This is a genomic window from Pelotomaculum sp. FP (assembly GCF_004369245.1).
Taxonomy (GTDB): Bacteria; Bacillota; Desulfotomaculia; order Desulfotomaculales; family Pelotomaculaceae; genus Pelotomaculum_C; species Pelotomaculum_C schinkii.
Genome location: NZ_QFGB01000001.1, coordinates 154482 through 175663, shown reverse-complemented (window position 1 = coordinate 175663; position 21182 = coordinate 154482). Strand labels below are relative to the sequence as shown.

The 21182-nt window shown below is 47.7% G+C and carries 19 protein-coding genes and 1 tRNA gene; 13 read left to right on the top strand and 7 right to left on the bottom strand.

Annotated features, from left to right (window positions below):
* The first annotated feature begins 172 nt into the window (after window positions 1-172).
* The 9 genes from Psfp_RS00760 to Psfp_RS00725 all read left to right on the top strand — a co-directional run bounded on the left by Psfp_RS00760 (window position 173) and on the right by Psfp_RS00725 (window position 9321).
* Complete coding sequence (locus Psfp_RS00760) at window positions 173-1633, top strand: sigma 54-interacting transcriptional regulator (protein ID WP_134216628.1); 1461 nt, start codon at window positions 173-175, stop codon at window positions 1631-1633.
* Between the two features lie 609 nt (window positions 1634-2242).
* Window positions 2243-2479, top strand: a complete 237-nt coding sequence (locus Psfp_RS21250) for a hypothetical protein (RefSeq protein ID WP_153189485.1) — start codon at window positions 2243-2245, stop codon at window positions 2477-2479.
* A 299-nt stretch (window positions 2480-2778) separates the two neighbouring features.
* A complete protein-coding gene (locus Psfp_RS00755; RefSeq protein WP_134216627.1) occupies window positions 2779-3642 on the top strand; it encodes a sulfide/dihydroorotate dehydrogenase-like FAD/NAD-binding protein in 864 nt (287 codons plus the stop codon).
* A complete protein-coding gene (gltA, locus tag Psfp_RS00750; protein ID WP_134216626.1) occupies window positions 3642-5054 on the top strand; it encodes an NADPH-dependent glutamate synthase in 1413 nt (470 codons plus the stop codon). The genes Psfp_RS00755 and gltA overlap by 1 nt, the downstream gene beginning before the upstream one ends.
* A gap of 375 nt (window positions 5055-5429) precedes the next feature.
* The gene (locus Psfp_RS00745; RefSeq protein WP_134216625.1) at window positions 5430-6614 is read left to right on the top strand and encodes an MFS transporter; all 1185 of its coding nucleotides are present in this window, start codon (window positions 5430-5432) and stop codon (window positions 6612-6614) included.
* A gap of 153 nt (window positions 6615-6767) precedes the next feature.
* Entirely contained in the window at window positions 6768-7817 is a 1050-nt protein-coding gene (locus tag Psfp_RS00740; RefSeq protein WP_192895214.1) for a hypothetical protein, read from the top strand.
* Between the two features lie 550 nt (window positions 7818-8367).
* Entirely contained in the window at window positions 8368-8628 is a 261-nt protein-coding gene (locus Psfp_RS00735; protein WP_192895213.1) for a helix-turn-helix domain-containing protein, read from the top strand.
* 293 nt (window positions 8629-8921) lie between these two features.
* Window positions 8922-9107 (top strand): hypothetical protein, encoded by a 186-nt coding sequence (locus tag Psfp_RS00730; protein ID WP_134216622.1) that lies wholly within the window; start codon window positions 8922-8924, stop codon window positions 9105-9107.
* 16 nt (window positions 9108-9123) lie between these two features.
* A complete protein-coding gene (locus Psfp_RS00725) occupies window positions 9124-9321 on the top strand; it encodes a spore coat protein (RefSeq protein WP_134216621.1) in 198 nt (65 codons plus the stop codon).
* 385 nt (window positions 9322-9706) lie between these two features.
* On the opposite strand, the gene Psfp_RS00720 is transcribed toward Psfp_RS00725, so the two are convergent.
* Window positions 9707-10039, bottom strand: a complete 333-nt coding sequence (locus Psfp_RS00720; protein ID WP_134216656.1) for a type II toxin-antitoxin system HicB family antitoxin — start codon at window positions 10037-10039, stop codon at window positions 9707-9709.
* 92 nt (window positions 10040-10131) lie between these two features.
* On the opposite strand from Psfp_RS00720, the gene Psfp_RS00715 reads away from it, so the two are divergent.
* Window positions 10132-10671, top strand: a complete 540-nt coding sequence (locus Psfp_RS00715; protein WP_192895212.1) for a transposase — start codon at window positions 10132-10134, stop codon at window positions 10669-10671.
* A gap of 521 nt (window positions 10672-11192) precedes the next feature.
* On the opposite strand, the gene Psfp_RS00710 is transcribed toward Psfp_RS00715, so the two are convergent.
* A tRNA-Leu gene (locus Psfp_RS00710) sits at window positions 11193-11281 on the bottom strand.
* 266 nt (window positions 11282-11547) lie between these two features.
* On the opposite strand from Psfp_RS00710, the gene Psfp_RS00705 reads away from it, so the two are divergent.
* On the top strand, window positions 11548-13983 hold the full coding sequence (locus tag Psfp_RS00705) for an ATP-binding protein (protein WP_134216619.1): 2436 nt from the start codon (window positions 11548-11550) through the stop codon (window positions 13981-13983).
* A gap of 106 nt (window positions 13984-14089) precedes the next feature.
* Here the strand turns inward: Psfp_RS00705 and Psfp_RS00700 are convergent, their stop codons facing one another.
* The 3 genes from Psfp_RS00700 to Psfp_RS00690 all read right to left on the bottom strand — a co-directional run bounded on the left by Psfp_RS00700 (window position 14090) and on the right by Psfp_RS00690 (window position 15875).
* Window positions 14090-14464, bottom strand: coding sequence for a hypothetical protein (locus tag Psfp_RS00700; protein ID WP_134216618.1), 375 nt, complete (start codon window positions 14462-14464; stop codon window positions 14090-14092).
* Window positions 14465-14613: 149 nt separating this feature from the next.
* Entirely contained in the window at window positions 14614-15024 is a 411-nt protein-coding gene (locus Psfp_RS00695; RefSeq protein WP_134216617.1) for a universal stress protein, read from the bottom strand.
* Between the two features lie 179 nt (window positions 15025-15203).
* Window positions 15204-15875: an ElyC/SanA/YdcF family protein gene (locus Psfp_RS00690; protein ID WP_134216616.1), complete on the bottom strand. Its 672-nt coding sequence runs from the start codon at window positions 15873-15875 to the stop codon at window positions 15204-15206.
* Between the two features lie 172 nt (window positions 15876-16047).
* Between Psfp_RS00690 and Psfp_RS00685 the strand changes: the two genes are divergently transcribed.
* Together Psfp_RS00685 and Psfp_RS00680 are read left to right on the top strand one after the other, a co-directional pair.
* On the top strand, window positions 16048-17193 hold the full coding sequence (locus Psfp_RS00685) for a trypsin-like peptidase domain-containing protein (protein ID WP_243120405.1): 1146 nt from the start codon (window positions 16048-16050) through the stop codon (window positions 17191-17193).
* Between the two features lie 30 nt (window positions 17194-17223).
* Complete coding sequence (locus tag Psfp_RS00680) at window positions 17224-17754, top strand: hypothetical protein (protein WP_134216615.1); 531 nt, start codon at window positions 17224-17226, stop codon at window positions 17752-17754.
* A 481-nt stretch (window positions 17755-18235) separates the two neighbouring features.
* Here Psfp_RS00680 and Psfp_RS00675 read toward each other — a convergent pair whose 3' ends face one another.
* Window positions 18236-19447, bottom strand: coding sequence for a (Fe-S)-binding protein (locus Psfp_RS00675; protein ID WP_134216614.1), 1212 nt, complete (start codon window positions 19445-19447; stop codon window positions 18236-18238).
* The gene (locus tag Psfp_RS00670) at window positions 19440-20870 is read right to left on the bottom strand and encodes an FAD-binding oxidoreductase (RefSeq protein WP_243120404.1); all 1431 of its coding nucleotides are present in this window, start codon (window positions 20868-20870) and stop codon (window positions 19440-19442) included. Before Psfp_RS00670 ends, Psfp_RS00675 begins: the two co-directional genes overlap by 8 nt.
* Between the last annotated feature and the right edge of the window lie 312 nt (window positions 20871-21182).

Sequence of the window (21182 nt, the reverse complement as noted above, 5' to 3'; positions counted from 1 at the left end):
GGGCTTTACACTTTTGTCGGGGAGTTCTATTTATTGGTGCATAATTCAAACTTAGGACTATAGTAGATTGGTGTAATAAATAATGCTTATAGAATGAAAGTGTATTCCGAAAAAGATTTATCCGTGGACCTTTAAGGCTGTATAAAAGGTAGCACAATAAAGGAGAGCGGGTATGAAAAAATATGTGAAGCCAGATGGAAAAGCCGGGAAAGTCCAGTGTTGTGAATGGTTAGATGTAATGAGTGATTTGGGAATTATTGTAGTTGATAAAAATGGAATTATTATCTTCTACAATACTACGGCATCTGTTTTTGATAAAGTTGATAAAGAAACAGCGATTGGCAAGCATTACACCGATTTATACTGTGATAAAGACGGAGGTTGCATCAAGGCGGTCTTTGATACCGGAAAACCAGTATATGACATGCAGAATGAATGGACAAGCTTTTACAATCAGAAGTTCACCAGCCTGGATTCTGCATACCCTGTGTGGGAAAATGGTGAAATCGTGTCTGTCGTAGCTACAACAAAATACCCCAGTTATGTTAAGAGTCTTTTTAGAAAAGCGATTGACTCACGGCAGATAATGATATCTGAAAACAAAGAAAATTCTAATGGAACCAGATATACATTTAACAATATAATAGGTGAAGATTTATCTCTTAAAGTGGCTGTTAAGCAGGCCAGAAAGGCGGCCTCAAGCCTTTCACCAGTGCTTTTAGAGGGAGAAACAGGCACAGGGAAGGAAATCTTTGCACAAAGTATCCATAATGCGTCGGAATGCAGCAGCAAGCCATTTATTGCGATTAACTGCGCGGCAATTCCGGAAAATTTATTGGAAGGCATGTTGTTTGGAACTACAAAAGGTGCCTTTACCAATGCTGAAAATAGTCCAGGACTTTTTGAGACGGCAAAGGGTGGTACATTTTTCTTGGATGAGATAAATTCCATGCCTCTTAATTTGCAGGCAAAATTGTTGCGAGTAATACAGGAAAAAAAGGTGAGAAGGATTGGATCAAATGTAGAGCATAGCATTGAGTGCAGATTTATCAGTTCCACTAATAAACCGCCAGTTGAATGTATAAAGAATAACACTTTGAGAGACGATTTATATTATCGATTGTCCGTTATTTCAATTAGAATTCCGCCGTTAAGGGAGCGAATCGGGGATATCCGGATTTTTGCTGAATATTTTGCAGATAAGTTTGCAGAAGTGTATTTAAATAAAAAGGTAGAGCTGAGCCAAACATTTTTAGAAGCTTTGGACATTTATAACTGGCCGGGGAATGTAAGAGAACTTGAGCATATGATGGAAAGTATTGTGGTGATGCTGGAGCCCGGAGAAACTATAACCTTTGATAATTTGCCAATTCATATTAAGCATCTATATAAAGAACATTCCCAACAACAAATGTTAAATAGTATTCGAAGTGTCAATGAAATGGTGAATGATTGTGCTGAAGAATGCCTTTTAAAAGATACGTTGCTGAAAACTCAAAGAGAAGTTATTTTATCTGCCTTGGCGAGTAATAACTGGAACATTTCGCGATCAGCACGAGCAATCGGTATAAGCCGTACTAATTTGCAGTATCGTATGAAGAGGATGAAAATAGAAAACCCAAATAAAAAGTAAGGATGCTTTTAATGAATATAAATAATAAGAAGTTATATTAATAAAGGCGTGTTGCCTTTAAAGGAGAGGCGCAACTAGGATTAATAGGTAGGATTGGTAAATAGGGCTACGTTAGTAGCTCTTTTAGTTAGTGTAAAGAGATCTGTGCTTTTACCTTTAAACCCAGCTGCTTTGATGCAGGTGGGAATTAATTTTATTGGAGCAAAAGATAGACAGTTTGCAATAGATCTGTTCCCAAAACTCAAACAAAACTGATTTAGAATAGTTCAATATCCCCTAAACAAGCCCTAAAATAGGAGTTAGTGCTCATAAATTAATCACTGCCTAAATATGTGGCATTTTCAGATATTCACTTTGCATTAGGGAAAAAACACAATCCAGTATGACGGAAGTATAACTTGATGCCCAATAATTTGGCATAATAATTTTTTAAAGTATTTGATTTCTCACAGTTCTTTATATCAAAAAGTTTTGGCATCAAAATTGCAATACATGACTTGGAGATTGCAATTATAATCTAGATCCTGAGCCCGTTTTTGTGTTTTCAAATTTCCCATAAAGAGTAGAACAATGCTTCTCCAGCTGTGGAAAATATTGTACAGACTGTGATTGGCAACAATTATCAAGTTGCTGGAAACCAGTAACACTCAATTAACGCTAGAAGGATCGTGTTGCTTGCCGGGAAATACTGCTTACCTTTATAGAGAGGTGTTTGTAAATGACCTATTTTTAAAAATACATCCTACATTAATGCATGGTGATGGACAAAACATAAGATGCGTGGAAGTAAATGAAAAGGAAATCAAGGTTAGTTTGATAGTGAATAAAGTTTTAAATGAAATATAAAAAAATCAAATATAGATCTGAAGACTTGACTATAGTAGTAAATGAATGGATTGTAGATGGTGAATATATAGTTGAAAACGGAGATTTTGTAAGGATTATGCTTATTGGCATGGGTGGCTGCTCGGTGTCCAATTCAGAATTTACCTTCATAATTAATTATTATTAGAAAAATTCAACGAGGAGGGTTTGTGTGAAAGTATTTGTCCTGGACACTAATAAATAAGCAGGTTACTCCATCCACTAATTGATGATAGGTAGAGAAAAAAGTGAAGGGATAATACAAAGAAGAAGTGATTAAGATGTACGAAATAATTGAAAAAGAAGAGCTGGGGGCGACCATTAAATTAATTATGATCCATGCGCCCCTGGTAGCCGCAAAAGCGTTGGCTGGTCAGTTCGTTATCCTGCGTGTCCATGAAGAAGGTGAGCGGATACCCGTAACCATAGCGGATTTTGACCGGGCTGCAGGGACCATTACCTGTGTTTTCCAGGAGGTGGGCAGGACCACCAAAGAGCTGGGCACATTTGAGGCGGGAGACTGCCTGAAGGACTTTGTCGGCCCGCTGGGCGTCCCGTCCCATATTCAGAATTACGGCCGGGTGGCCTGCGTCGGCGGCGGAGTGGGAGTCGCTCCCGTTTACCCCATTGCCAGGGCGCTTAAAGAAGCCGGAAATGAGATTATCAGCATCATCGGGGCCAGGACCAAAGACCTCATTTTCTGGGAGGACCGCATGAGGGCCGTATCGGACGAACTATTGGCGGCCACCGACGACGGCTCCTACGGGCGCAAAGGCTTCGTGACCGACCTGCTCAAGGAAGTCATCGAAGACAAAGGAATTGACCTGTGTCTCGCCATCGGGCCCCTGCCCATGATGCGGGCGGTGTCCGAGCTGACCAGGAGATATGGTGTCAAGACCGTGGTCAGCATCAACACCCTGATGGTTGACGGCACAGGCATGTGTGGCTGCTGCCGGGTGACCGTGGGCGGCGAGACCAGGTTCACCTGTGTGGACGGCCCTGAATTTGACGGGCACGAGGTGGATTTTGTAGAATTGGCCCGCCGCTCCGCAGTATATAAAACGCAGGAAAAGCTTTCCCTGGACCTGTATGAGGAAAAAGGGCCCAGGCATGATCATCAGTGCAGATGCGGGGGTGAAGAGTAATGGCTGCGGAAAACGCAAAAAAGGCTATTATCCCCAACAAGAACCCCATGCCGGCTCAGGACCCTGTAGTTAGAGCCGGGAACTTTAACGAGGTTGCCCTGGGCTACAGCGAAGAAGCCGTTATCGCCGAGGCAGAGCGCTGCATCCAGTGCAAAAACGCTCCCTGCCGGCAGGGCTGCCCGGTAGATATTGACATCCCGGCTTTTATCAAAAAGGTTGCCGAACGGGACTTTGCCGGGAGTGCCCAAAAACTCAAGGAAACGAACGCCTTGCCGGCAGTCTGCGGGCGGGTTTGTCCCCAGGAAAACCAGTGTGAAAAGTACTGCACCCTGGGCAAGAAATACGAGCCGGTGGCTATCGGCCGGATCGAACGGTATGTGGCTGACCGGGAACTGGCCGCCGGGGTAAAGCTTCCGGCAACAGCGTCTCCCACCGGCAAGAAGGTGGCAATCGTGGGGTCCGGTCCGGCCGGGCTGACCTGCGCCGCCGACCTGGCCAGGCTCGGCCACGAGGTCACCATCTTTGAAGCCCTGCATATCGCGGGCGGCGTGCTGATGTACGGCATTCCCGAGTTCCGCCTGCCCAAGTCAGTCGTCCAGGCGGAAATCGACAACCTCAAGAAATTGGGGGTCGATATTCAGGTCAACGCTATCGTCGGCAAGTTTTCCACTATAGATGAACTGATGGAAAACGGCTATGACGCTGTCTTTCTCGGTACCGGCGCCGGCCTGCCCAACTTTATGCGGATACCCGGCGAAAACGCCTGCGGGGTGTACTCGGCCAACGAGTTTCTGACCCGCTCCAACCTGATGCAGGCTTACCGCTTCCCGGAAACAGACACCCCCATCTTTGTCGGCAAAAGGGTGGCCGTATTGGGCGGCGGCAACGTGGCCATGGACGCCGCGCGCACGGCCCTGCGCCTGGGGGCGCAGGAGTCCTGGATCGTCTACCGGCGCTCCAGGGTGGAGCTGCCGGCGCGGTTTGAAGAGGTTGAGCACGCCGAGGAAGAAGGCGTTAAGTTTCAATTCCTCACCAACCCGGCCAGGATCCTCTATAACGATGACTACTGGGTAACCGGCATGGAATGCCTGCGCTATGAGTTGGGCGAGCCGGACGCTTCCGGCCGGCGCAGCCCGGTACCGGTTAGGGGATCCGAATTCATCCTGGAGGTGGACACGGTGGTGGTGGCTATCGGCACGGGGCCCAACCCGCTGATTCCCAAGACCACGCCCGACCTGGCGGTAAACAGGAGGGGCAATATCACCGCCGACCCGGAAACCGGCGCTACCTCCAAGCCGGGGGTTTACGCCGGCGGCGACGTGGTTACCGGCGCCGCCACGGTCATCCTGGCCATGGGCGCGGGGCGCACCGCGGCCAGATCCATCCATAAATACTTGTTGGGTATTGATTAGATGTTACGCCAATGAATTCGCACCTGTATTTTTTTAGCGATCTGTGTATGTTTTCAAGGTGGAAAGTCCTGCTGCCGGTGACGGAAAGCGGGACTTTTTTATGGTTTATATAAGACATTTAGTGCTCATAAATTAGTCACTGCCTAAAATAATGGCATATTCAGTAGTTACTTTGTGTTTAAGGAAAAAACACAATCTAGTATGACGGATATATACTTTAGATGCCCAATAATTAGGCGTAATCATATTTGAATTATCTCTGTATCATGATTTTCAACTGTTTTTTCGCATAAAATGTTTTGGCATGAAAATTGCGATATCTTACTTATTAAGATTGCAATCTTAATTTATATTTTAATTTTGGAGGTGTTGTAATTGAAAAAAGAAGTATCAATCTTTGCAAAAGTGACAATCCTTGTAGCCTCTTTTTTTCTCATGGCAGATGCCTTTGTCATTACTCCTATCCTAGGCGAAATTGCTGCGGCTTTTCCTGATGCTAGTGCTTCTACGGTGGGACTCACTTATACTTTATCATCACTATGTATTATTCCGGCAGCTCTGATTTGTGGCAAACTTTGCACTGTTTTCAGTAAAAAAACATTGATGATTGTAGGTTCATTGCTGGTTGCTGTCGGCGGTGGCCTGGGCGGTCTGAATGCAAACATTGCATATAATTTAATAATGCGTGCTATTGAAGGTTTTGGCGCAGGTTTTTGTATCACCCTGGTTCCAACTATTATTGCGGAACTTTTCACCGAAGAAGCAGAAATGACCCGTATGATGGGATTTTACGCTGCTGCCGGTTGTGTTGCCGGCACGATCTGTAGTATAGCTGCGGGTAAGGTCGCAACGATGTCCTCTTGGCAGAATGCATATCTAATTTATCTGTTTTCTATAGTAATCATTGTTATGGAAATTTTATTCCTTCCCAAAACGCCTCCAGAAAAAGTAACGCTGGAAACGGAAAAACCAAGAATGAATAAATCCACTTGGCTCTGGACAGTTTACGCATTTATTTTTGCTGTTCTAACCAACTGTATCTTCTTGAAAGGTGCGGACTATATTTTGGAAAAAGGTGTAGGTTCTGCCGATACTGCAGGGGTTTTCAATTCATTGATTACCATCGGCAGCTTCCTCGGCGGATTATTATTGGCGTGGCTCACTGCGAAATTGAATAGATTCGTCAGCTTTTTCTGTTACCTATTAATGGCTGTAGCTGCTATTGTCATTATGTTGATTGACAATAGCCTAACCATTTACGCAGGCGGTTTTCTTTTTGGTCTTGGCTACGGCGTTTTCTTTCCACATATTTATGCACAGGCAACTTCGCTTTCCGAACCTAATTCGGAAACACATACACTGTCTATTATTAACAGCAGCTATTATTTAGGAATGGGCCTAGCAGCTTTTCTGATTGAATTTGTAGGTAAAATATTTAATAATCCGTCTGCCTCATTTAGCTTTCTTTTTATGGCAGTATCTTGTGCAGTCTTAACTGTCATTTATCTCTTGCAAGGTTTTACGTCGGTGAGGATAGAAGGACAGACAAATAATATGTAAACAAGGATTCTTGGATGCCAAAGCCCATGTATCGTGTACTTCCTTTAGCTGTTATCTTAAGGATTAATCTATTTTTGGAAATATGAGCGAAAAAAACAAGCTCAGGAGTTTATGTGAATAAATTATGTATATTAAATAAAGGAGGATATGAAGATGAGAAAAGAAAAAGTAAAGGCGATTATTTTTGGTGTGGGGACTATGGGAGGACATGCAGTTAAATACATGTTGGATCATGGTGTTGAAATCGTGGGTGCTGTGGGCAGGAAGAGAAATATCGGTAAAGATATTGGTGAAATAATTGGAAGAGAGCCTATCGGGGTTTTATTAGAGAATGATGTCGATGCGGTTTTGGCAAGAGTTGGAGCGGAAGCCGATGTAGCTCTTCTAACAACTGAGAGTGCTCTGGAACAAGTATATCTACTGGCAACAAAGTGTATAGAAAAAAGAATAAACGTAATTACAATTGCTGAAGAAGCTTTCTATCCTTGGGTTAGCGCACCAGAACTGGCTGATAAATTGGATGCTGAATGCAAAAAATATGGAGTTACTTTTTATGCAAGCGGTATACAGGATATATTCTGGTCCTGCCTGTGTACTGACTTGGCTGCTGCAAACAATAATATTTCAAAAATCAAGTCTATCAACTTTTTGCCGTTAGAGTATATGGGGCCAGTTGTTGTAGATGAGCTGTATTTGGGAAAAACCGTAGAGGAATACAAGGCACTTACTGTGGGAGCTAAGAGCGAAGATGATCCTCTGGCTCGAGTTTCCTTAACCGCAATTCATGCCAATTCAAAAGTTATGGGACTTACTACAACGAGTGAGAAAGTTAGTGTAGAACCTATTTTAGCGGTTGAAGATATGCCTCAGCCCCAATGGGATATGACCATTAAAAAAGGTACGCTCAATGGTTTGCAAATTATTTGCGAAGTTCAAACTAAGGAGAATATCACATGGGAATCCACTTTAATATTCAAGGTAAGAAAAGACGAATCCGAAAGAACAAGCATTGAATGGATAATAGAGGGAGATCCCAATCTTCACCTTATTGTGGATGATATGAACGGAGACATCACTACTACTACCAGCCCTGTAAACCGAATTCCTGATGTGATCAATGCAGATCCGGGTTATAAAACTATTGTAGATCTTCCAAAACCGATTTATCGGGCATTTCCGATGCACACATATATTAAAGAATAGTGAATATATAATATTCAACTCGACACGATTACGACAAGCATTTTCAAGAAGAAGCGATCCGCCTGGTACTAGAGTTGGGGCGATCCGTGGCAACGGTGGCCGAAGAATCGGTATCCATGAGAGCGCCCTGCACAAATAGTTAGTCAGTATAAAGAGCATAAGGAAAACGCCGTTTTAAAAAGGCCACGGCTTCGCAAGACACCTGAAATAGCTTATAAATGTAAGCTTAAAAATGAGCACACATTGTTAAGCCATGAAAACCAACAAGCCGCATCTCCTTGTATATCAAGGGTTTGCGGCTTCTTAACCTGTACAGCAGGAGGAAGTAGGGGGATTCCTTTTTGAGGCATATGACAGTAATCTGCAAAGTAGTTGACAAGGTGAAAAGTCTATAACAACAGCGACACCCTTGTCTATATTAGGGAGTTGCTTAAATAAATAAGTCAAATAATTAAATGCTTAAGATTATTCTCTTTGGCAGTATCGATAATACAGTAAATAATCACTGCTGGGAAATAACATATTAATATACATGATGGAGGGAGTTAAGTTGAAAAAATACACAATTGATGAAGTAACCGAGTTTATTTCTAGAATCCATTCAGATGAGACAATTACTTTGCAGTTATACACAGTTGATGAAGTTTCTAAAATTCTCAAACTTACAAGGATTACTGTATATAATTATATAAAAAAGAATAAGCTCAAGGCTGCTAAAATTGGCAATGCTTACCGTATAATAGAAACAGATTTACTGGATTTTGTTCAAAAAAGCATACAAAAAGCAGACAACAAAAAGGCGTACAACTAAGTTAGTAGCAGATGGGGTATATAACAAAATTAACCTCATATCTGGATTTTCAAGATTTATGTTTAAAACTTTCAAAATATGATTAACCCGATTAGAAGTTCATGTAAGGTAAAAGGCATTAGAATACTCCTGAGCTCGCCTTGTCTAATAAGCTTGGATGTCAATTTTTTCTTTGCCCACTTCCTTGACCACGTGGGCAGCGACCGTCAGAACAGAAATTCATGTTCCCCCTCAGCCGAATACAACTTATGAAGATATGCATACTACGCTTATAGTGGAAAGGAGGTGCTGTTGTGGCAAAGGATTTTTTCGTTGCACGGGATGCTTACATGTTAGAAGATTTAGCGGCTAAAAAATATCAATTTTATAGTCAACATGCAGTTGACCCGGTGGTCAAGAATTTATTTGCCCAAGTCAGCCAAGTTCAACAAAAAACTGCCAAGGAATTTCAGCAGATGATGAAAAAATTCCCTCAATAAGGAGTGATGGTGAAAAATGAATGAAGCTGATATGCTTTTTGATGCGGCAGAGTTTGAAAAAATGACAGCTGCCACTTTTGCTCGTCTTGCTGCTGACGCTGGCAGCGAAGACTTAAGACAGAAATTGCTTCAACATCAGAGCACTATTCAACAACACCAACGCCAGTTCGCAGATTTAATGGCTCAAAAAGCTGGGCAACGGAATCCTGTTTAAACCAAAAAGAAAAAAGATGAAACGCCTTTGTAAAAATGCACAAGTGCCGGGGTATAGACGGGTGACTCCCCTTGGTGGAGCGATAAAGGCGTTGGGGTTGGCGTAAGCCGCCCCTTTTTACGCATTTTATAACAAAATGTGATCTAAGACCCAAATGGCTAAACTCAATTAAGGGGCTTAATAGCGATTAGCACGGAATCAATTACGATAGTAACTATTTTGCCAACACATTTTACCCGGTGAACCCTCGAGCCGGGCTTTTCGATGGGGATTAAGTTGTCCTTGTGGTGTGGTTAATGGGAGCCGGTTGAGGAGGGATAGGGAAAAAGCAAAAACCCGGCTATTGCCGGACTAGGACCATTATATACACAAATTAGGCTATGTTTTACTTCTTAATAACGTTGAAAGGATGGCCAACTCCGCGAGCAAGCTGGTAATTAATGTATTGATTGAGGCTGACGTTTTCTTCTTTGGCTTTTTCGACAAGTGTCCGGTGAAGGGACTTGGGCATACGAACCCTTAATTGGCCTGAAAAGTCATCAGCTGTTGGTTCGGGTATAGGTCGCCCAAGCTCCAAGCTGGTCTCAATCCAACATTTTTTTGCGTCATTTATGTTTACGATGGTTTCTTCAGGTGTTTCTCCATCGGATATACATCCGGCTAGAAGGGGGATTTCAGCAAACCATCCGCCACCTTCTTCGTTAGAAAGTTTTCTTATTCAATTTTACAAAGACAAAAGGAACATCCTGTTTTCAAGTATTCCGTTTTATCTTTTTACTGGTCTTTACAGGTAAAAATTTATATCGGACCTTGCAGTTACATCATGATGAAATACCATTTGCCAAGGACTGCGTATATCGCTTCCTCAACAACTGCCATTATCACTGGAAGAAGTTCCTGTTTCTAATAGCTCAAAATGTGGTTCATAATCACCTGTCACCCCTTGCGAGCGATCAATGGCTAAACGTTCTAATTATCGATGATTCAGCGTATAGACGCAATCGTAGTAAATCTGTGGAACTTCTGTCCAGATTCAAGGACCATGTAGAGAATAGGTATTTCAAAGGATTTCGTATGCTTACTCTCGGATGGTCGGATGGTAACTCTTTTGTTCCTTTATCCTTTACCCTTCTTGCTGCTGAGGAAGAAAAGCAACTTTGCAAAATCGACTCATCTATCGACAAGCGATCAATTGGGTACCGACGCCGTAAGGAAGCTGTGCAAAAAAGCACCGATGCTCTTCTGCAACTTTTGGAACAAGCAAAACCGGATTGGATCTCTAAATCGATACGGCAAGCCTCAACACCATCCTATCATATTTATCAGCCGAGTCAAACACTTGTTTTGTAAGTTTTAATGTCGTATTATGTCGAATGCCGCCTACCCCACAACGACCACCCGAGAGAGGGCGGTCGTTTTTGGTATATTTTTCTTCTTCAGTGTTTCGATATATTTCGGCGGAATCCTGCAGGGAGGGGAATTATTGTATGGAAGTGGGGTGGCTAGGTTGGTATGGGTAGGCGAGTTATCTTTTTTTGTTTTACGCTAGCATTTTAACTAAATTTTCTTGCTACCAATAGAGGTGGTTCAACCACCCGTTTTAGGGGGTGGCTTGATGTTTTTATTTTTTCCACTTTTAGCCACCCCCCTCTAACCACCCCCTTAGAGACTCCTTACATGTAAAATTGTGATAATACAGATCCCAATTTTGCCATTATATACCTTATAACATTATGGCATATTATGACGAAGGATGGTCCTTGATGCACTTGGCGCCAAAAAGCAGAATCCCGATCACCAGCAGGTGAGCGGGATTTTTTAGCCCATAAAAATCAAACACGGTTATTATGTCTTGCTGTGTGGTAATGCGCTGGTGCCCGAGACCGGAATCGAACCGGTACGGGGTTTGATCCCCGCAGGATTTTAAGTCCTGTGCGTCTGCCAGTTCCGCCACTCGGGCATATGGCTCTTACATAGCGCATTGATATTTTAGCATTTGACGCTGCCTATGTCAATGACAGCAAATCTCCTTTGTCACCGTTTCGTGGTAGTGTCATCCTTTTGAAGCGGGTCCGCCTTATGGCGGGCTTATTATTTTTGAGAACCAGGGTATCTAAGCCAATAAAAAAAGTTAAAAAGGCGGTAAAGAAGGTGGTCTTCAAATAACGTAGTATTTATATATCATTAGCCGATAGAAAAAAGTCTGATGCTGAGGGGGGCTCCGTTATGAAAAACTTGGAATTGCACAGGGTTCCAGTTGAAAGGCTGAGAAGGACCTGTAAGCCGGAGGAACTTGATTTCTGCATGACTACTGAGGATGTGCCGCCTCTTGACGGTTTTATCGGACAGGAGCGGGCTGTGCGCGCGATGCAGTTCGGCTTGGCCATGGATGCCCCCTGTTACAATATTTTTGTGGTGGGCCGGCCCGGCACCGGCAAGAGCACTTACGTTCAAGCGGTTGTTGCTCAGACGGCGTCAAAACGGTCCCAGCCCAGTGACTGGTGTTATATTTACAACTTCGCCGAGCCGGACCGTCCCCTGGCTGTTGCCCTGCCGGCGGGCGAGGGCCGTGGTTTCCAAAAGAGCATGGAAGAGTTTGTGTCCGACCTGCGCGTAGCCTTACCAAAGGCCTTTGAAGGCGGGGACTATGAACAACAAAAGGACGCCATCGTACAATCGGTGAGCCAGAAAATGGCCGGCTATTTTCAACAGCTTGAAGAGGAGGCCGGAGAAGCCGGCTTTAACGTCAAGCAAACATCCAAAGGGGTGGTGTTTATACCCCTCAAGGACGGAGAGCCGCTGTCCCAGGAGGATTATGAGAAACTGCCTCCCCAGCAGAGGTGGGACATGGAAGAGAAAGGCCGTAAACTGAGGAAAAAGCTGGAAGGCGCCTTCCATACCGGCCGGATGCTGGAAAAACAGGCAAAGGAACAAATTGACGAACTGGAGAAGCAGATCGCTCTATTTGCAGCCGGGCCACTGCTCGGCAAACTACAGGAAAAGTACAAAGAATTCCCTGCTGTCCTCAATTACCTTGAAATAGTCCTGAAAGACTTAACTGGTAAACTGGATTTGTTCAAAAGCTCCGAATCTCATCCTGCCCAGCAGCTATTACAGATCTCCCAGGAGGAAGTGGACCCTTTTAACCGTTACAAAGTAAACCTGTTTGTGAATAACGGGCTGAACGGGGGAGCTCCGGTCGTTATTGAGCCCAGTTCCAGCTATTACAACCTTTTCGGGAAAATTGAATACCGGAGCCAGGTACTGTCCATGAATACGGACTTTATGATGGTCAAGCCGGGCGCCATTCACCGTGCCAATGGCGGGTACCTGATCTTGCAGGCAAAAGACGTTTTGGCTGACCCCTTCATTTGGGATACGCTAAAAAAAGCGCTGAAATACCGCCAGGCCATGGTCGAAAACATTGGAGAGCAGTACCGTCTGGTACCTACGGCTACCCTCAGGCCGGAGCCTATTCCCCTGAACGTTAAAGTAATCATGATCGGCAATCCGGTATTGTATCACCTGCTTTACAGCTTGGACGAAGATTTTCAAAAGCTGTTCAAGGTAAAGGTTGACTTCGATACGGAAATGCTCCGTAGTCCGGAAAATCTTCGCCATTATGCTTCTTTTGTTAGTTCGGTCTGCCGGCGGGAAAACCTGAAACACTTCAGCAGGGACGGGTTGGCCAGGCTGATTGAACACTGCTCGCGTCTGGCCGGAGCCCAGGACAAGCTCTCCACTCGCTTTAATGAGGTGGTTGAAGTAGTCAGTGAGGCCGCGGCCTGGGCAAAGGTGGAAAATTCCAGGTATGTGGAAAGCTCACACGTCAACAAGGCTATCAAGGAAAAGATTTATCGCTCCAACAGGATCGAAGAAAAGCTGCAGGAGATGGTACTGCAGGAAACTATAATGATTAATACCGACGGCGCTGTAGTGGGTCAGGTCAACGGCCTTTCTATAAGCAGCTCTGGTGATTACACTTTTGGGCGGCCAATCCGCATTACGGCCAGGACCTATATGGGGCGCGGCGGTGTGATAAATATTGAGCGGGAAACGAACTTGAGCGGTAACATCCACAACAAGGGAGTGCTAACCCTTGGAGGTTACCTGGGCGGCAAGTTTGCCCAGGGCAAGCCGCTGGGGGTTACGGCCCAAATTACCTTTGAGCAGCTGTACGACGGGGTGGAGGGGGACAGCGCTTCCAGCGCGGAACTATATGCTATTTTGTCCAGTCTGGCGGGCCTTCCTTTGAAGCAGGGTCTGGCTGTAACCGGTTCGGTCAACCAATTCGGTGAAATTCAACCGATCGGCGGCGCTACTGAAAAGATTGAAGGCTTTTTTGACCTGTGCCGGGCCAAGGGCCTGTCCGGCGACCAGGGCGTGGTTATCCCGGTGCAAAACCTGAGCAACCTGATGCTCAAAGAGGATGTGGTAGAGGCTGTAAAAAATGACCTGTTTCATATTTACGCAGTCAGAAACATCGAAGAGGGGATTGAGCTTCTAAGCGGCGTGCCGGCGGGTCAGCCGGGGGAAGACGGCAACTACCCGGACGGCACCGTGTTCCGCCTGGTCGACCAAAAAATCCACGCATACAACGAAGGTCTGCGCAAGGCGGGGGCTAATACCCGGCGCAAAAAAACGGCGGGTCAGGTGAAATAAAAAGAGCCCCTCGGGGCTCTTTACAGCGTCAAGCCGAAAAGTTTTTCAAGTAACTGCGCCGAAAACATTTCGGCCGCTAAAATGTTGCTCAAATGTGGGTGAGAATTCATGCTTTTTTGAGTTCTTCTTTCTGCAGCAGCCTGAGCAGGGCTGTGGCTGCCGCATCTTCCGGGTTGTCGTGGCAGCTTTCGAAACAATCGTCTTGATAGCGCCACTTGTCGGTATCCTTGTCGTAAGAGAGAGAAAAGCCTTTACCGGCTCTTTTTTTTAGCTCGTAGAGCAGCATGGTAAGCCTGGGAAGCCAGATCAGGTGGCCAACGTTGCGCAGGGACAGGACGATTTTGTTCTCCTTTTCATGCTTGGGTATAATCGGTTCAATGATCTCTTCTCCCCCATCACCGTAGACTATGGTAAGGTCGCCAACCTTCGGCTCCCAGGGTAAATACTTTGCCAGTTCTTTAGCCAGCTCAACACTGATCACCGTTTAAGACCTCCTTTCTCGCGGGGACTGATTCCGTTGGTCGTTCTATTATATATCTATTAACATAGGAACACTATATATCATAATATGGAGGGGAGCTTGAGACGGGGCGCGCCCCGCAGACATTTTATTGCGGCTGCGTTTTTTTATCAACGTACTATAAGAACAGAGCAAGGGGCATAACGGGTAACGGCGCTGCTAACGCTCCCCATCAGATAACCTTTAACGCCGCTGAGACCTCTGCTGCCCATGATAATCAGGTCATATTTGTCAACTCTTGCTTTCAGGCAAATTGCATCTGCCGGATGGCCGGGAACCATGTCAGTGTCAATTGTGATATTGAATTCGTCTAATTCCTTTCTTGCTTGCTCCAGCAGTTCTTTACCCTGGAGCCTTGACTCCTCAATCACTATACTGCGAAAACGATCCACCGGCAGGATCGGCACCACGTGAAAAAGCGTAACCTCGGAGCCAAGTATGGAAGCCAGTTCGGCTGCCTGACGGGCAGCCAAAGACGCTTTTTCGGATCCGTCCACGGGGATAAGTATTTTTTTATACATACCTGCACCCCTTTCTTTGATTAAATATTACTTCCTTATACTCTTCCAAAATCCTGCAAGTTAGGGCCGGACCGGATCCAAAAACATGTTCAACTTTAGTGCAGCCGTTGTTGCGTATTATTTTTCTTCCCCCCAAAAAGACTACATCCAAAATGCTAAAAGCGGTCAGGCCGCATTGCTTAAAGCCCATCCATTGTTTGCCGTCCGTCCCCGCTGACGGGAATTACTTCTCCCAGAAAGCGTGGTTTGGCATGGAGCAGGTGGATTTGGGCAAAAATTTTAAGGCGGGCCGGTATTTCTCGCAGGCTGTAGAACCAGGCGCCGGCGTACAATTGCCTGTCCGCGGACACGCCGCCCGCCTCAATACCTAGAGCCCTGGCGGCGTATACTGCCCTCGGCAGATGGTAGGACTGGGTTACCACCACCGCGGAATCCACCAAAAATACCTGCCTGGCCCGGTACAAGCTGTCAAAGGTGGAGAAGCCGGCGTGGTCCATGAAGATATCCTCAGGCGGTACGCCCAATTTTTCCGCGTACCTGCGCATCTGGTTAACCTCGTCGTAGTCTGTACGGCCGTGGTCGCCGGACATGATGATTTTTTGCACACGCTTGTCCTTATATAGCTCCACCGCGGTTGTTACCCTGTCCGCGAGCATAGGGCAGAGCCAGCCGTCCGGCGAAGCGTAAGCGCCCAAAACGACAGCCGCCTGCAGGTTGGGGCAACTGCCCTGAGCGACCATATATGCCGCTCCCCTTTTCTGGACATAGCGGTCGACAGCAAGCAGTCCGGCAGTTAATCCTGCAGCGATAAGCAACAACAACAGGACTACCTTTTTTGACCAAAAAGTCATAGCATAATCCCACCTTTTTTTAGCTGTAGTATATAACCCGGCTCAGCGCTTTTTTGTGACATTGGTACAAAACAATATTGCCTGGGGTGGTCTTATTTTGAGAATTTCTTTATTGTTCAAAAAAAAACTTGTGCTATGATAATTAAGGAATACTACGCAGGGGGGAAAGGGTTTGTATACAAACTGGAGACGTACTCTTGTTATTGTTGCGGTGGCAGCTTTAATCGCTGGAGTGATGTTCGCCGGAGGTTGCCAGCTTGTCAAGGATTTATATCCCGCAAAACAGGGGGATGAGGGAGGCGGTCTTGCTACTGCTGAACAGTTGCCGGGGGTGGGGCCTGACGCCATCGCTGATGTAGTGTCTCAAACCAGCCCTGCTGTGGTGAAGATATCGACCCGGATAAATACCGGAGGTTCCGCCAATCCCTTTGTGGATGACCCGTTTTTTCGCCAATTTTTCGGGCTTCCCCAAAGGCAACGGGAGCAAGAGGGCCTTGGCTCGGGGTTTATTATATCGGCTGACGGCTATGTTTTAACCAATGAGCATGTTGTTGACGGAGCTGATGAGATTACCGTCACTGTGACCGGTTTTGATCAGGATCTGCCGGCCAGGGTGGTGGGCGCGGACTACGATTTGGACCTCGCCCTTCTAAAACTGGATGCGGGTAAAGACTTGCCTTTCCTGCCCATGGGCAACTCAGACCAGATCAGGGTCGGCAACTGGGTCATTGCCATTGGCAATCCTTACGGCCTGGATCACACGGTCACGACCGGTGTAATCAGCGCCAAGGGACGACCGATTGCGGTGAACGACCGCCAGTACGAAAACCTGCTCCAGACCGACGCCTCCATCAATCCCGGCAACAGTGGAGGGCCTCTCTTAAACCTGCGGGGTGAAGTGGTGGGGATTAATACGGCCATCAACGCCGAGGCCCAGGGGATCGGTTTTGCTATTCCTACCAGTACCGTTGTGCGGGTGCTGGAGGACCTCAAAAATAACGTTATTGCCGTACGGCCCTGGATAGGTGTGCAGGTCCGTTCCGTGGACGAGGACGCCATCCGTTCCCTGGGGCTGGATAAGGCTGAAGGAGCGCTGGTGGTAGGAGTTATCAGCGGCAGCCCGGCGGATAAAGCAGGTTTGAGACAGGGTGACGTGATTATGGAATTCAACGCGAACAAGATCGGCAACGCAGACGATCTGGTCGCTGCGATTAAAGCCTGTCAGGTCAACGCCAGTGTCAATGCCCTCGTGGTTCGCAAAAAGCAGCTTCGTAGCGTGAGCATAACCATCGCAGAGAAACCCAGGAATATCAATTAAAATATGTGTAATAGCTTTGGGAGTTCATGGATGATTAACTGGAAAAGAATTTACAGGCTTTTGGAGGATGTAACGCCCCTCGCGGCGGATTGCGGCAAAATCTGTGGCGCGGCCTGCTGTTCGGAGTGGGAGCAGGGGGTGGGGATGTACTTGCTGCCGGGTGAGGAGGTAATGTTCAACAAAAACGAGGAATGGTTATGCTGGCAGGAGCACTCTACGGAGGAATACGAGTTTTGCCCGAGTTGGACCGGCAGCGTTAGCTTTGTCAGTTGTAACGGCGCATGTCCCAGAGATAAAAGGCCTTTTGCCTGCCGGACTTTTCCCGTCGTACCTTACCTGACTCCTGACGGAAATCTTGAGATGAGGCTTGACCAGGCGGCCTCCCTGCTTTGCCCGCTGGTTAAGGCAGGCGACCTGGGTCTTCTTGAACGACGTTTTCTGGTCCGGGCCCGGTTGGCCTGGGAGGAACTTTTGCAGGAACCGTTGATCAGGGATGATGTGGAGTGGGAATCGCGGCGGCTTGACCGGGAACAAGGGGAACCCTGGAAAAAAATGTTCTGACGGCCCTTTCCAAAATATTATTCCAACAAAAAAGCCGGGTCGTTCCGGCTTGAATCTTTTAACCAACCAACCGGTTGAGTAAACGGAAGAAAAACTTAATTACTGATAGGATAAAAGAAAAAAAAGCTAAGAAATTGGCAAAAAATGTTTGCCTGCGCTGAGCTAACGAAGAATCCATTAACGAGGCCCCCTTGTTAAAAAGTTTAAATTATGTAAATGTGCCCTGTTCCTATATTTGCTATAATATGTTACGACGTGCAGTTCAGTTACAACATGTTTGCAAATATGCAACGGACTGCTGGTCAACAAAACAGTCCGTTACGAATGCTAATTCATAAAAAAGAATATATTTGATGGTGGGCTTGTATTCCCACTGTCACGAACCGTCCCCCCGCCATGAAGCTAATGGGAATGCAGTGTACAACAACATATTCCGACGTCGGACATCTGACGACCGGCGACTGAAAAATATACCCACGTCTCACGTCCCACGTCCCAATGTCTTTCCCAGCAGCTCGACCGTATGGACCACATCGATTTTACAGCCGTGGGCGGCCAGTCCGTGGCGCAGTTGCATAATGCAGGTGGGACAGGAGGTCGCGACGATTTCCGCGCCGCTTTTTTTTATGTTGGCAATTTTCTTATTCAGGATGGACATACTGGTCCGGTAGTGGTACAGGGCAAAGGCGCCCCCGCTGCCGCAGCAGTCCGCGGCGCCGTCCATTTCCCTGAAATCCATGCAGGTAAGGCGCAGCAGTTCTCGCGGCGCGGCCGTAATCCCCTGCGCTTTGGCCAGGTGGCAGGGGTCGTGATAGGTTACCGGTTTTTGAATTTGTTTTAGCCCCGGGCTGTACTTTTGAATTAATTCAAGCAGCAGCTCCGACAGTTCCGTCACCTTGAGCCCGTCGAATTCCGGACTCTCCTTGAGGGTTGCGGTGCAGGAAGCGCAGTCGCTGACCACGGCCTGCACATTAAGACGCCGAAAAACTTCGCTATTGGCTGAAGCGAGGGCGGAGGCGGCAGCTGCTTCGCCGCTTGCCAGTTGGGGCAGGCCGCAGCATTTTAATTCCGGAGGAATAACCACTTCACAGCCGAGGCTGGAGAGGACTGCCACTGTATTTGCCGCTGCGCCGGGGAGCAGGAAGTTGGTGGAGCAGCCCAGAAAATAGCCCACCCGCAGCCTGGTTTCTCCGGTGGCCGGTGTTATAGCCGGGATGATGGTGTGCGCGGGCCGGCGGGGCAGGCGCCCCGGCAGGGCAAAACCAGGCGGGAGCAGGCGTAAGTAAAGGCCCAGCCTGTCCAGGCCCAGGGCCTGGATATTTCGGGTTACCCCCGCTGCAAGAGCCAGGCGGCGCGGCCTGGTCCAGATTTTCCTGAATACCAGCCTTTTCACCAGGGAAGGCGCTTTCACGGCGAGCTCGGCACGGGCAGCGGTAACGATTTGGTGGACTGGAATGGCGGAAGGACATTCCCTTGAACAGGAACGGCAGAGGAGGCACCGGGAGAGTTGGGCTTGTACTTGTGCGTTCGCTTCTATTTCACCGGTTGCCAAAAGGTGTGCCAGAAAAACCTTGCCGCGCGGGGTGGCAGTCTCGTTCTTTACCACCTCGAAAACAGGGCAGACCGAGCGGCACTGCCCGCAACGCACGCAGCGCAGGTATTGTTCTTTTAACCCTTCCAGGTCCTCAGGCACGGTCCTTGCCCCCTTCCGGGGGCAAAATTTTGCCGGGGTTCATAATGTTAAGGGGGTCCAATGTTTCCTTCAGTTGTTTCATGACAAGCGCCGCTTCACCATGCTCGTCCACCGCATACAGGTTTCTTACGGCGCCAACCCCGTGCTCACCGGTAGTGGAGCCTCCCATGGCAATGGCCAAACGGTGGATATCATCCACCAGGGCATTGGCCCGCTGCACCTCAGCGCTGCTGTCCAGGTTGATTACGGGGGCTGTATGGATGTTGCCGTCGCCGATATGGCCGTAGTTTACCACTGCCACGTGGTGTTTCCGGCTCAATTCCTTGATCCGGCGCAAAGCTTCGGTTACCCGGCTTAAGGGGACGCTGATGTCCTCGCCGGCGAAGATCCTGCTGCCGTCCGGACGCAGTCTGGCCGCGGCGACGGCCACAACGCTGCGGCCCCGCCAGAGGTCGGCCATCCTGGCCGGGTCGGTGGCCCATTCCACAGAAACAGCGCGCCTGCCAACTATTTCAGCAATCTGCTGTCCTTCCCAGGCTACCCCCGCCGGGTTGCCGTCCACTTCGAAAATAAGGATGGCCTCGGCGCTGGGGAGATTTATTTCGGGTTTGTACATATTAATGGCTTGAATGGCCGAAGTATCGAGGATTTCAATACCGGAGGGGAGAATGCCGGACTGATACACGTCGAGAACGGCCGCCGGGGCCTGGTCCAGTTCGCTGAATACTGCCATGGCCATGCCTCGCGCCTTGGGGCGCGGCCATACCCGCAGGCGGATCCTGGTGATAATACCCAGGACACCTTCCGACCCCACGAACAGTTTGGTCAGGTTGAGTCCCGAGACGTTTTTCAAAGCCCGGCAGTTGTTGGAGCCCCCGGTCTGGATCACCTGCCCGTCCGGCAGGACCACCTCCAGGCCGAGCACGTACTGTTCCGTAGTCCCGTACTTAACCGCCCGCAGGCCGCTGGAGTTATTGGCGACCATCCCGCCGACAGTGCACATGCGGGTGCTGCCGGGGTCGGGCGGGAAGAACAGTCCGAAGCCTGCCAGGTGTTCGTTCAGCTTATAGTGTACCACCCCGGGCCTGGCAAAAACCTGCATGTTGGCGACGTCAACCTCCTCGATGGCGTCCCAGGCGGAGAGGTCGACCACAATGCCGCCGCGCACCGCCAGGCAGCCGCAGGTCTCACCGCTGCCGGCGCCGCGCGGAATTACCGGTATGCGCCGCTGTGAGGCCAATTTCATTAGGGCGGACACTTCTTGAGTGGATCGGGGCAGTACCACCGCGTCCGGCACGAAACTGTGGAACCTGGCCATGAACGAGCTGTCGTAGCTGTACATCCTGCGTTCAAGTTCAGAGGTGAGAACCCGTTCCGGGGGAAATATCCTTTGAAGTTCCACACCAAGGTCCTGATGGTCCAAACTCTCCACCTCGTTTTTCAACTGAGAAGTTGATAAAATAACATTTTACTCTGAAAACACACCCAGATCGCTCAAAAAATGTAGGTGCGAATTCATTCGCACATGACCCGAAAGAATGCGCTATACTAAGGACTTAGTGGTGATCCCTTAAACTGCTCCGCAGTTTATGCCGATTGAAATTGCACCACATTATAGAAGTCAGGTGTTACCATTAGGTTGCATTTCTAATTGGAAGTTTCTTGAAAAATAATATTTGGTTCATGCGCACAAATCTTTGACCCCATAGGAATGCAGGAAATTCCCACGTCTCAC

Bases quoted from the DNA above. Each gene is read 5' to 3' on its own strand.
- Psfp_RS00760 (WP_134216628.1), top strand. From the start codon at position 173: ATGAAAAAATATGTGAAGCCAGATGGAAAAGCCGGGAAAGTCCAGTGT.
- Psfp_RS00755 (WP_134216627.1), top strand. From the start codon at position 2,779: ATGTACGAAATAATTGAAAAAGAAGAGCTGGGGGCGACCATTAAATTA.
- gltA (WP_134216626.1), top strand. From the start codon at position 3,642: ATGGCTGCGGAAAACGCAAAAAAGGCTATTATCCCCAACAAGAACCCC.
- Psfp_RS00740 (WP_192895214.1), top strand. From the start codon at position 6,768: ATGAGAAAAGAAAAAGTAAAGGCGATTATTTTTGGTGTGGGGACTATG.
- Psfp_RS00725 (WP_134216621.1), top strand. From the start codon at position 9,124: ATGAATGAAGCTGATATGCTTTTTGATGCGGCAGAGTTTGAAAAAATG.
- Psfp_RS00705 (WP_134216619.1), top strand. From the start codon at position 11,548: ATGAAAAACTTGGAATTGCACAGGGTTCCAGTTGAAAGGCTGAGAAGG.
- Psfp_RS00695 (WP_134216617.1), bottom strand. From the start codon at position 15,024: ATGTATAAAAAAATACTTATCCCCGTGGACGGATCCGAAAAAGCGTCT.
- Psfp_RS00690 (WP_134216616.1), bottom strand. From the start codon at position 15,875: ATGACTTTTTGGTCAAAAAAGGTAGTCCTGTTGTTGTTGCTTATCGCT.
- Psfp_RS00680 (WP_134216615.1), top strand. From the start codon at position 17,224: ATGATTAACTGGAAAAGAATTTACAGGCTTTTGGAGGATGTAACGCCC.